This window comes from bacterium (Candidatus Blackallbacteria) CG13_big_fil_rev_8_21_14_2_50_49_14 (assembly GCA_002783405.1).
Taxonomy (GTDB): domain Bacteria; phylum Cyanobacteriota; class Sericytochromatia; order UBA7694; family UBA7694.
This window is the reverse complement of sequence record PFGG01000004.1, coordinates 21,164-33,670: the sequence shown is the minus strand read 5'-3', so window position 1 is coordinate 33,670 and position 12,507 is coordinate 21,164. Positions and strand designations below refer to the sequence as shown.

Here is a 12,507-nt window from a genome sequence, read left to right as displayed (position 1 = left end):
GTTGCAGACAGTCGCTATGTTGAAACAGAAGATGAAATTTCAACTGAAGATGACAGCGAAGACGAAACAAAAGACGAAGATGTCACCCTGGATCTGGATACTCCCAGTGCCGTCTCCAGCGATGATCCCGTGCGCATGTATCTCAAAGAGATTGGTTCGATTCCGCTCTTGAAAAGTGCGGAAGAAGTCGAACTGGCCAAACGGATTGAAGCAGGTAAATTTCTTCAAAATGATTTAAGCGAAGTCATTCAAACCCAAACCCCTGGTTTAACCAAGGTTTTAGCCAAAACCATTGCCAAAAGCTACAATACCAGCGGTATGCAGGATACCTTGGATGCCTCAGACGAAGAAGTGCTCGATGAAGACGAATTGAAAAAAACAATTATTGAAGATGCCAGCCTCTTCTCCGACAACGAAGAAGAGGAAATGGAAATCTCCAAGATTCAAAGCCTTTCGCTGGAAGAAATTCAGGCCTATCTTGAAAAGGCTGAAATTCAAGTCGCTGAAGAACGCACAGCAGCAGGCAAGGCCACCAGCACTGAAGATTTGCGCAATCTTGCCAAAAGCGCCAATGAAGCCAAACGCATGCTCACCAAAGCCAATCTGCGCTTGGTGGTCAGTATCGCCAAGAAATACGTGGGGCGGGGCATGCTCTTTCTGGATTTGATTCAGGAAGGCAATTTGGGCTTGATTCGCGCCGTTGAAAAATTCGATTACCAAAAAGGTTATAAGTTCAGTACCTATGCCACCTGGTGGATTCGTCAGGCGATTACCCGCGCAATTGCAGACCAAGCGCGCACGATCCGTATTCCCGTGCATATGGTAGAAACCATTAACCGCCTCAAAAAAGTCACGCGCAAGCTCTCTCAAAAACACGGACGCAAACCCACAGAAGATGAGATTGCTGAAGCCATGGAAGTCAGCGTAGATAAACTGCGCGAGATTATCAAAGTCGCGCAGGAACCCATCTCACTGGAGACCCCAATCGGCAAAGAAGAAGACAGTCGCCTGAGTGATTTTATTGAGGGCACAGATGGTGAAACCCCAGTAGAATCTGTCACCCAGGAATTGCTACGGGATGACTTGGACGAAGTACTCAAAACCCTCTCTGATCGGGAACGCGAGGTTTTGGCCCTGCGTTTTGGTTTGGGCGATGGCAACCCCCGTACCCTTGAAGAAGTGGGCCAGTACTTTAATGTCACCCGTGAACGCATTCGCCAGATCGAGGCCAAGGCTCTGCGCAAGCTACGCCATCCCAACCGCAACAGACGTTTAAGGGAGTATATCGAATGAAACATCAGCTCTGGAAAACCAGCCTTTGCACAGCCGTTATTCTGGCCTTATTTGCGCCGGGCATACCTGCCTTTTCTGCCGATGAGGATCTTGATTTAGATGATTTAAACCTGGAATTGCCTGAAGAAGGAAGTTCACAGGCCCCAGCATCAAAACCACAAGCTCCCAAATCATCTCCTCAACCTGCCAAACCGGCTTCAATGCCCCTCAAAAGAACAGAATCGGCAGCCCCCAGCAAAGCCGAAGTCTTGGCGCAGGTTCTTCAAGTCAATGTGCGGCTGACAGAGCAAAACATTACCGAAGTTGAAGTTTCTGGAATTGTTAAAAACATCTCCCCTTTGGCGGTACGGGGAGTTCAGCTCGAAATCGAGCTGCTCGACCCCGAACAAAAACCGGTTCGCCGTTTCTCGATTGAACCCTATGCCCAAATGGTAGCGGGTTCCAGTGAGCATTTCAGCGCAGCCTATACCCTGCGGGAATATCCGCACCCCTATCTCAGCGCACGCGTCAGCGCCAAACATGACTCCACCAGCTATCTTCAGATTGCCGACTGGATCATGGCCAATAACCAAACCCTGCTTCTGCTCTGGAATGTTCCCGTTAAGCAGGAAGTGCTCGATAACGAACGCTCACGGGTCGATCTGGCCCTGCAATACCTGCGCTATGTGCGTCCTGGCCAGCCCTACTATGCTGAAGCCCAGCGCAAATGGAATTTGATTGAGCTGAACTATGGCAAACGCTTGGTCGCCTCACACAGTCTGCATGAAGCCCTGCTGACCCTTGCCAATATCAACCCCACTTCTGAATATGCGCAAGAAGCCCAAGCACTTTTCAACCAAACACGGGTACGCACCATTTTCGAACGGGCGATGGAAAAAGCAGTCAATGGCAATCTGCGTGGCGCCTATCGCCAGATGCAGTATATTCCCGCAGACAGCAACTATGCCCGTGAAGCCCAGGCCAAACAGGAAGAGTGGAAACAAGAACTGGACGAGAACAAAATCAAGCTCGGCCCGGTCAATCCACCCGCCCATCTCAGCTCTGACCAGCGTTCTGTCTGGTTACGCCGCCAACATGGCCCAGAAGGCGTGACCACCTCTAAACGCGATGACGGCAGTACCACCACGACTTGGTGGTATCTGGATTATTCCCATTTCAGTTTCGATGAAAAGGGCAAGTTGCTGAGTTCAACGGTGTATTAAGAGATGGCCTATACCCTTGGCATCGATCTCGATATCGATCAGGTTAAACTGTGTTTGATTCACGTTGAAGGTCCCCAAAAGGTGCCCTATGTCGATTGGTTGATTTTCCGTGTGCCCTTTCATTTCGGCCCAGATTATTACTGTGAGTTTGGTGGGGCCCTGATGGAAACCATCGCCCAGTTTCTCTATGTCAAAAAAATCGACCCCCAACAATTGAATAAGATTTATTTTCTCTCAGGCATGCCCTATTCTGCCTTTGGCAGCTATGAAGAAGGTCTGCACTATACTGCCAATGTCTTTATTCAATCGCTGTTTGACCCTGAAAAAGTCGGGATAGTAAGAGCCGACGGTAAACCCTTTACCCCCCGCGAGCTCTTCTCGGTCAAGGGGGAAAATGCCTCGGCCTTTGTGGCCACGCAATTTTATGGCAGCGCCTATCTGGCCTCACGCATGTATAAAAATGCCATGGTGGTCGATGTGGGCTCGCGCGAAACCCATATTACCCCGATTCTGAAAAGCCGGATAGATCCCGAAGGTCGGGCCCGTTTGGCGCGTTACCTGCGCCACCGCCTGACCCACCACCAGTTTATGCCCCATGGTGCGCTGTATACTTCGGTAAATCAAATCAAGCAATCTGCCCAGCTGAAAGACCAGGAGTATCCTTTTACCGCACGGGTTTGCCGCATGGTGGTGATTGCCAGTCTGCTCAAGTATATTCACCCTGAAATTGCGCGGGAACACGATTTCCCCCTGCTTCAGGAAAACGACGCCTATATCCTGCTGGCCCGTGCGATTGGTTTGGATTTAAAAACGATTTCCCCCAAAGAACTGCACGAACTGGCCCAGGTCATTTATACAGATTTCTGCGATTATCTGGGCCATTCTCTGCAAGAGGTCATGAAACCCTTGGGACGTCAGCAGGAACAGCTGCAATTGGTTTCAACCGGCGTGGCCGGTAAGCATATGATGGAACATGCCTTCCGGCGCAACCAACTGATCAAAGAGCGTTTTGTGCACTTTGCCGACAAGCTGCCCCATCGCCTGCATGAGGCCTCCAATGCCTATGGGATTGCCCTCTATGCCATGGAACGCCTGATGGACGAAACTTTCCCGCCTGAGAAAGTAGAAGTCTTGCCCTGAGCGCGCTTCCCAACCTTCTGCCTGAAAATCTGACCATCATTCGCCCCTTGGCGGAACGCCCGGGGCAAAAAACGCTTTTGGGCGAATGGCAGAACCAGCAGGTGGTGGTCAAAACCCTGAATTTCAGCGAAATGCCCACCTGGAAAAACCTCGAACTCTTTGAGCGCGAGGCCCAAACCCTCAAAAATTTGGAGCATCCCGCACTGCCCCGCTTCTTGGATTGGGGCCAGGGCGAAAATGGCATTTACCTGATCACCGCCTATATCCCAGGTCAAACCCTGGCCGAAAAACTGGGCGATGGTTGGCGACCCAGCGAACAAGAAATTCGGGAACTGGCTGAGCAATTGCTTCAAATTCTGATCTTTTTACACGGTCACCATCCCCCTTTGATTCACCGCGATATCAAACCCAAAAATTTGGTGCTGAATCAAGAAGGTCAACTTTTTCTGATCGATTTCGGCGCAGTCAGCCAGCTCTTAACCCCTGAAGGCAGTTCGACTGTCGCAGGCACCTTTGGCTATATGGCCCCCGAACAGTTTGCGGGCAAAGCCGTTCCCACCAGTGATCTCTATGGTCTGGCGGCCACCCTGGTGCATTTATTGACAGGCCGTGTCCCCTCTGAATTGCCCCAAAAACGCCTGCGTCTGGATTTTGAACCCTATGCCCACTGCAGCCCAGCACTGATCACCTGGCTGCACAGCCTGCTCGATCCACTGCCTGAAGATCGCTGCCCGAGTGCCGAAAAAGCCTTGGAAACCCTAAAGCAAATAGAAAATCGCCCTGTCCCAGTCAATTCAAAAGTTCCTGAACGAGCCTTTTTGCGCCCTCCCCTTGAATCTCAATTACAAGTCAGACAGGAAAGTGATTTTCTCCAAATTCAAATTCCAGCCCATCCACATTCCGATGAACTAAAGAAAAAAGAACGCCACCAGCTTATTTTGCTGGGAGCCCGTTTCAGTGCCATCAGCATTATTTTTTTAGTAACCATTCCAAATCCCGTTTTATTTGCCAGTCTTTTTTCTCCCCTACTGTTTTTACTGCTTGGATCCTTTTATTACGAAAAAAACAAATTCAAACATCTGCTCCAGATGGAAACCGAACTCAAACTCACAGCAGAGTCTATTTTTATTTCCCAAACCCCCCCCCAAAAACCTCGCGAAACATTTGAAATCCCCTGGAATCGTTTGGCCCGGATTGAAGAAAAACGCAAAAGTTGGAACTTAGAAAATCGAGGAGAACAGATAGAACTACAGCTCATAGAGCATCAACCCACCCTCTCCGGGCAATCGATCAGTTCAGGAAAATACAGGGTTTATCGCTTTGGACACGCCTTAAACGATCAAGATCGCGCCTATTTATTCAGACTGCTTCAAGCTCAATTTAGGCAAGCTCTGGAAGAAAAAAAAGACACTCTCATCAAACACACAGACCATAAGCTGAGTGCCGCCCAATCTTTTCAACCCGTCCATACGGAGAACGTCTTATCCTTACCGAATCAATCGGCACTGCACATCACTGAACAGGAGGAACAAACAGAAATTATCGTTCCTCCTCAAGATCTGAACACCAAGCAAAAACAGAAACATGTGCTCCGCCAAAGCATACAGGCCCTGGGCCTGGGAGCCAGTTATCTCTCTCTGCTGGTCGCCCTGATGCGTATGCACGCTCTAACCTCAGACTGGGTAGCTCTGCTCTTTTTACTCACCTATCTGCCTTCGATCGCCTGGTATCTTTTCGCTGAACGCCAGGCACTGCTGCGCCTGACACGAAGCCGTAAACATCTCAAAATGACAGCTGACAGCCTTTTCATTGAAACCTATTCTCCGCTTGATGCCCCCAAACAGGAACATCTGCCGCTCTCCGAAATTAAAACGATTCGACTGAGAAACGATCCCTGGAGCGCCAATTTTGAAACCCAAAAGGACGGAGTGCTCATTCAGGCAAAAGACCAAAAGAAATATAGCCTGGGTGAAACCCTGAGCAAAACCGATCAGGCCTGGCTGGTCGCTCGACTTCAAGCCCATATAGAACAGCGCTCACTTCCGACTGAACCCGATTAAAGCACTGAAAAAAGCCGCTCCTGTGGGGGCGGCTTAGGCATGAAAGACTCAATCCCAATTAGCTTTGGCTGACCAGTTCACGCACCTGTGCAATCAGTTCCCGCTTTTGCAACTCGTGCATTTCTGCATAATGTGAAAAGCGAGCGCTGAAACTGCCCTGACCATGGGTCAGCGAGGTCAAAACAGGCGGGTAATGCAAAACTTCAGCCATGGGCAATTCGGCCTGAATTACCTGCACACCGCGTTGCAGTTCCATGCCCAGTGGGTGGCCACGGCGGCTGCCCAAATCGCTCAGAATGGCACCCGTCTGGTCTTCAGCAACGGTGATTTCAAGCTGCATAATTGGCTCAAGCAGTATGGGTTGAGCATTTTCATAGGCATTGCGGAAAGCCAACTTGGCCGCCAATTGAAACGCCAGATCTGAAGAGTCCACATTGTGGCTGGAACCGTCATAAAGTGTGACCTTCAGGTCGGTAATCGGCTGACGGGCCAGAATACCTTCCTGCATAATTTCCTGAACGCCTTTTTCAACTGCAGACCAATAGTTACGCGGCACCACACCGCCTACAATCTGGGTTTCAAAGACAAAACCCGCCCCCCGGGGCAGGGGTTCCAGGCGCAGCCAGACATCGCCATACTGACCATGGCCCCCAGTTTGCTTTTTATGCTTGCCCTGGGCTTCAGCCATGCAGGTAATCGTTTCACGGTAAGGAATTCGGGGCTCAGAAAGCTCAACTTCAACATGGAAACGAGAGGCCAAACGTTCAATCAGCAATTCCACATGGGCCTGACCCACACCGCCCAAAACCGACTGATGAGTCGCCGGGTCCACCGAAAGGGTGAAATAAGGGTCTTCTTCCTTGAGCTTATGCAGCCCATTGGCCAGCTTGTTTTCATCCTGACGGTGTTTGGGAGAAATGGCCACAGAATAAATGGGCTCTGGTTTTTTCAGCGGATACAGTACAAAGGCCTGTCCCGCGAGCTGAGTGGCCAGCAGGGTATCTCCGGTTTGGGTATGTGCCAGTTTGGCCACCGCGCCAATATCTCCGGCCACCAATTCTTCTACAGCTTCTGTCGTTTTGCCCTGCATGCGCATCAACTTGCCCATGCGTTCATTGTGACCATTGGCATTCAAGACATTCTGACCGTTTTGAAGTACGCCTGAAAAGACCCGGAAAAACGAAATCTTGCCCAAATAGGGATCCGTCACCGTTTTAAACACATAGGCACTGAAGAGTTTTTCCTGGTTCAAATCTACTTCCCAGGTTTTTTCGGGGTTTTCAACCTCTTGGCAAACCACAGAACCACGTTCTTCGGGGTGAATCGCCAGATATTTCAAGGCACTGACCAGACTGTGCAGACCCGCCCCTGTTTTACCAGAGCCCGAAAGCAGCAGATGACGGTGCCCTGCTTTGAAACTGTCATGGATTACATGGCGAACTTCATCCACCGGCAAATGGCCGGTTTCAAGATAAGTATCAAGTAAATGGGCATCTTCTTCAGACACTTCTTCGACCAGGGTTTCTAAACCATGGGCAGCGTCCAGATCAGACGGAATCTGTTCAGAATGGCCTTCACGGGATTCATCTGTGACCCAGGCTTCTTCTTCCAGCACCTCAACCGCACCACTCAAATCATGGCCGTGCCCAATTGGCAGGGTCAGGTGATAGAGGTTCTGGAAATCAGGGGTTTCTTCAAGCTGGGCGGCAAAACTTTCAAAATCTGCCTGATCATGATCCAATTTATTCACAAAGAGCATGCAGGGCAAGTGGCGTTCACGAATGGCAGCCATCAGTTTCTGGGTGGTAATATCCAAGCCTTTGAGGGGATCCAAAACCAAAATTACACCCTCGACCACGTTTAAGCTGTCTAAACTTTCATGCAGAAAATCCTGAAAGCCAGGGGTGTCGATAAAATTAAACAGCCAGCCATCTTCGGTGCGAACCTGACAGAGGCTGCTGCCCAACGACATATGCCGACGAATTTCATCAGCATCATAATCTGAAACTGTTGTTCCCGCTTCAATCGTTCCTTTTTGAGAAATAGCGCCTAAATAATGCAAAAGGGACTCCAGCAGGGTGGTTTTACCACTGCCGAAAGTCCCCAAAACCGCAATATTTCGTTTTTTAGAATCTTCGCTCATAAGAGATGCTCCTTGTCCTTGATCTACAAGTATCATACTCTTAAGCTATAGCCCATTTCTAATATTTACGTCATGTACAACATATGGCTTACATGCTAAAATTCTTCTTGCTTAGGTCAAATTTTCAGGCAAAGCCTCAGCCGCCTGAAGCGCTTCCAGAGCGCCTTCTTCAGCCTCTTTCAAGGGGTGTTCATGGTTCACATGAAAGCCCGTAAACTTCCCAAGAAAACGGACAAAATCGTCCATCAGCGTAAAGACCACAGGCACGACCAAAAGGGTCAAAAGCGTAGAGGTAATCAAGCCCCCAATCACCGCCACAGCCATCGGCGCACGTGTTTCTGATCCCGCTGTAAGTTTCATGGCCACGGGCAACATGCCCGCAATCATCGCAATGGTGGTCATCAGAATCGGGCGCAGTCGCACCGGCCCCGCCACCAGCAAGGCATTGTTGCGGGGCAAACCCTCTTTGATCAGGGTAATGCTGTAATCCACCAAAAGAATCGAGTTCTTCACCACCAGACCCAGCAACATGACAATCCCGATCAGGGTCATCAGCCCCAATTCCTGATTGGCCAGAAACAGGCCCATAAAGGCCCCAGCAAAGGAAAGCGGCAAGGCCACCATGATCGTCAGCGGATGCAGAAAATGCTCAAACTGCGAGGCCAGAATCAGGTAAATAAAGATCACGGCTAAAATCATGGCCTGGCCCATATTCTTGAAAGAATCCTTCATCCGTTCGGCTTGGCCTTGAAACTTGTAATTGACCCCAGGCGGCAGTTTCATTTTCTTGAGTTCTTCGGTCACAGGGCCGATAATTTCACTGAGCGAAGCCCCTGGCGTGGCATTGGCATAGACCATCACCTGGCGTTCACGGTCATAGCGGTTAATATTCGTGGGGCCAATTTCAAACTGAATATCGGCCAGGGCTGCCAGCGGAATCTGAGCCCCCGTACTGCTCTGCACTGGCAGCGAACGCAGACGCTCATAGGCATAGCGTTCCAAATCCTTGAGGCGCACGCGAATATCCACATTGGTATTGTCAAGGCGCATCTGGGTAACCATATCCCCCAAAGAGGCGGCACGAATCGTGCTGGCCAAAACCGCAGGGGTAATGCCCAATTCCATCGCCCGGCGGCGATCCACCTTGAGATAAATCTCCTGGCGGGGCGTCCCGGTTGAGGTTTTCGAAACCTTGACCACCGGCATCTGGTGCAGACGGGCCACCAGTTTATCCGCGACCGATTGCAAATCTTCGAGATTGTCCCCCTGCAAAGAGAGGTTCATATCATAGGTATTGCCCGTGCCATCATCCACCCCTTGGGTTTCACGGTAGGAAATAATCGCACCGGGAATATTCTCAGTCAATTTTTGTAAGCGGGTCTGTACCTGGGCGGCACTCTCCCGCCGTCCGTCTTTTTTTGACTTAAGCGTCACCGCTACCGAACCAGAATCGGTGCTGCCCCGACTGGAGCCCGAGGTGATCAGCAAACTTTTAACCAACGGCTCGGTTTTTACCCTGCGGGCAATTTCCTGCAGCAGGGCCGTGGTCTGGTTCAGACTGCTGCCCGAGGGCATGTCCACGCCAATCGAAAATTCATCGCGGTCATTTTTAGGCGCAAAACCTGTGGGCAAAAGCCCCGCAATCGGAATCGCCACAATAAAGGTCAGGGTCGCTATGCCCAAGGTCCAGAAACGGTGATTCAAGGCCCAGCGCAACATCTCCTGGTACACGCCGCCAATCCCTTCGACAGCAGCCTCGTGTTCATCAACGTGCTTGGCAGGCATGGGTTTGAGAAAATAAGCGGCAAGGGTGGGCGTCAGGGTACGGGCCACCAGCAGAGAGACCAGTACCGCACAGGACACGGTCAGACCAAACTGTCTGAAAAAGCGCCCAATCATACCGCCCATAAACCCGACCGGAGCAAAAACCGCCACAATCGAAAAGGTGGTGGCTACCACCGCCAGACCGATTTCATTGGTGGCCCGAATCGCAGCTCGGAAGGGATCTTCGCCCATTTCAATATGGCGGAAGATATTCTCCAAATCCACAACTGCGTCATCAACGAGAATACCGACCACCAGCGAAAGCCCCATCAGGCTCATAAAATTGAGCGAAAAACCCAGCATGGCCATAAAGGTATAGGTCGAGATCACCGAGGTAGGAATCGCAATCGCAGCGATAATCGTCCCGCGCACGGTGCGCAGAAAGAGAAAAATCACGACCACCGCCAACAGCGAGCCCACGATCAGCTCTTCCATGGCGCCATCTTTGGATTCTTCAATAAATTTAGCGGTATCAAAGGAGAGGTCAATTTTCATGCCCGAAGGCAGTTCTTCGCGGATTTTCTCGACTTCAGCTTCCAGGCGGTGCGCCATTTCAACCGTATTGGTTCCTGACTGTTTCTGAATCGACAAAACCACCGAAGGCTTGCCATTCCACCAGGTACGGGTGGTGAGGTCTTTAAAGCCATCGCGCACCGTGCCCAGATCATTCAGCGTCAAGACCTTGCCCCCCTGTATGGCAATCGGGGTCTGACCTACCTGGGCTGCGGTTTTATAGGAATTGACGGTACGCATAATAATCACCGAACGGCCAGTATCTATCTGGCCGCTGGGAAAATCGAGGTTTTCCTGTTGCAAGCGGGCACTGACCTGGGCGGGGGTCAGGCGGTACTGGCTGAGCAAAGCGGGCTCCAGCAGAATCTGAACTTCGCGCTCTTGCCCCCCCAAAATACTAACCTCGGCCACACCACTGATCTTCTGCAAGCGGCTTTTAAGCTCGTCACGGGCAAAATCTGTGATTTCAGACAAAGACTGCCGGCCTGTCATGGCATAAAAGAGCACAGGTGCGGCATTGGGGTCGACGCGGGCAATGATCGGCTCATCGGCATCTTGGGGCAATTTTTTGCGCACCAGTGCGACCTTTTCATTGACCTCATTGGAGGCGTCTTTGATATTCTTTTCAAGCTGAAACTGAATCAGCACGGTTGAAATGCCATTGCTGGAGGTAGAGGTAATATGCTCAATCCCATTCAGGGCACTGACGGCATCTTCCAAGGGTTTGGAAACCAGGGTCTCCATTTCTCGCGCAGAAGCCCCCGGATAGGTGGTGGAAATCGAGACAATCGGGAAACTGACATCGGGGAAAAGCTCAACAGGCAAGTTGGTATAGGACATAAACCCCAAAACCAAGAGGCAGACAATCAGCATAACGGTGCTAACGGGCCGCCGAATCGCCCATTCAGAGATATTAAATCCCTGGTTTTCAGGTTTTTGTTCGGGTTTTTGTTCAGACTTCACTTCAGGCTCCACTTACTGAGCCTCCTGCACGGCGGCTTGAACCTGTACTTTATCGCCGGGGCGCACAAAGCTATTGCCTTTGACAATCACCTGATCGGCAGCAACCAGGCCTTGCAGCACTTCGATTTCTTCGGGGGTGCGCAAGCCCGTTTTGACGGGTTTGGCCGTGACGGTCTTGTTCTTCACGGTATACACCAGATCCCCTGTTTTTTCATGAATCACCGATTCAGCAGGCACCACCCAGGTTTTTTGTTTTTCCTGCAGCACAATCTGGCAATCGACCAGCATACCTGATGGCAGACTGCGGGAACTGTCCAAACGTGCTGTCAGCTTGACCAGACGGGTTTGGGGATTGACGATCGGCGAAATTTGGGTGAGATGGGCGATAAACACCTGGTTGGCAAAACCCGCCGCACGCAGTTCAACCTGTTGACCGGTGTGTACCTTTTCAATTTCGCGCTCGGGTAAAAAGATTTCAACTTCAGGGCGTTGGTTTTGGGCCAGGCTCAGAACCGGGCCCGAAGACCCCACCAAATTGCCTGGATCAACATGTTTCTGGGTCACAATCCCCGTCAGAGGAGAAATCAGGCGGTAATTCTGCAACTGGGCCTGGTAAAGCCGGATCGTGGCCAGGGCCTGATGGTATTGGGCGCGGGCTGATTCAATCTGTTCAGGGCGCGTGCCATCCAATAATTGCTGTAAATTGGCGCGGGCCCCCACAATCTGCTGTTCCATGGCCAGAATCTGCTGTTTGCTGCTTTGCAATTGGGTGCGTGAAAGCTCCAATTGCTGCGGGGTAATTACCCCTTCAGCAGCCAGGGCTTGCTGACGCTGCAGATCGCGCTCGGTTTGCGCAGAACTGGTTTGCAATTGCTGAAGGGTGGCCTCCAGCTGGCGTACCGAAGCACGGGCCTGGGCAATCTGGGTTTTCAGGGGTCCATTCTGCATTTGTGCAAGATTGGCTTTGGCAGTCTGGGCAGAGGCCTGGGCCTGCAAAATTTGCGCATCGAGTTCAGCATGGTCAATTTCACCGAGTTGCTGCCCCCTGACGACAGGACTGCCCTCTTGAACCCACAGGCTGTTGAGACGGCCGCTGGCTTTGGGCACCAACTGAACTTCCTGCTGTGCGACCACATTGCCGGTCAGGTTGAGAGCATCTACCATCCGGCCTTGCCGGGGGGCTGCCACGGCCACGGCTGTGGGAGGCGGAACCTGCTGTTTAAGTGCTTCTGCACGGGCTTTTTTCTGTTGTACACGTGAGCCCACCAAAGCCGCAAAGGCAAGCACCACCACACATATTCCTGTGATCAGAATCCATTTTTTTTTCATGGCTGTATCTTTTTCAATCTTGCTAAGAACTATTTTAGTT

The 12,507-nt window shown here is 51.1% G+C and carries 7 protein-coding genes; 4 read left to right on the top strand and 3 right to left on the bottom strand.

The genetic code is table 11. The features are described 5' to 3' along the window. Positions 1 to 135: 135 nt before the first annotated feature. The 4 genes from rpoD to COW20_00250 are packed head-to-tail and all read left to right on the top strand — an operon-like array spanning position 136 to position 5,695. Positions 136 to 1,293: an RNA polymerase sigma factor RpoD gene (rpoD, locus tag COW20_00265; protein PIW51141.1), complete on the top strand. Its 1,158-nt coding sequence runs from the start codon at positions 136 to 138 to the stop codon at positions 1,291 to 1,293. After that, positions 1,290 to 2,495, top strand: a complete 1,206-nt coding sequence (locus tag COW20_00260; protein PIW51110.1) for a hypothetical protein — start codon at positions 1,290 to 1,292, stop codon at positions 2,493 to 2,495. The genes rpoD and COW20_00260 overlap by 4 nt, the downstream gene beginning before the upstream one ends. Before the next feature lie 3 nt (positions 2,496 to 2,498). Then, complete coding sequence (locus tag COW20_00255; protein PIW51109.1) at positions 2,499 to 3,635, top strand: hypothetical protein; 1,137 nt, start codon at positions 2,499 to 2,501, stop codon at positions 3,633 to 3,635. 47 nt (positions 3,636 to 3,682) lie between these two features. Next, positions 3,683 to 5,695: a hypothetical protein gene (locus tag COW20_00250; GenBank protein PIW51108.1), complete on the top strand. Its 2,013-nt coding sequence runs from the start codon at positions 3,683 to 3,685 to the stop codon at positions 5,693 to 5,695. A gap of 58 nt (positions 5,696 to 5,753) precedes the next feature. On the opposite strand, the gene COW20_00245 is transcribed toward COW20_00250, so the two are convergent. The 3 genes from COW20_00245 to COW20_00235 form a co-directional block, all read right to left on the bottom strand. Further along, a complete protein-coding gene (locus tag COW20_00245) occupies positions 5,754 to 7,874 on the bottom strand; it encodes an elongation factor G (protein PIW51107.1) in 2,121 nt (706 codons plus the stop codon). Between the two features lie 75 nt (positions 7,875 to 7,949). Beyond that, positions 7,950 to 11,150, bottom strand: a complete 3,201-nt coding sequence (locus COW20_00240) for a hypothetical protein (GenBank protein PIW51106.1) — start codon at positions 11,148 to 11,150, stop codon at positions 7,950 to 7,952. Further along, a complete protein-coding gene (locus COW20_00235) occupies positions 11,151 to 12,467 on the bottom strand; it encodes a hypothetical protein (GenBank protein PIW51105.1) in 1,317 nt (438 codons plus the stop codon). Between the last annotated feature and the right edge of the window lie 40 nt (positions 12,468 to 12,507).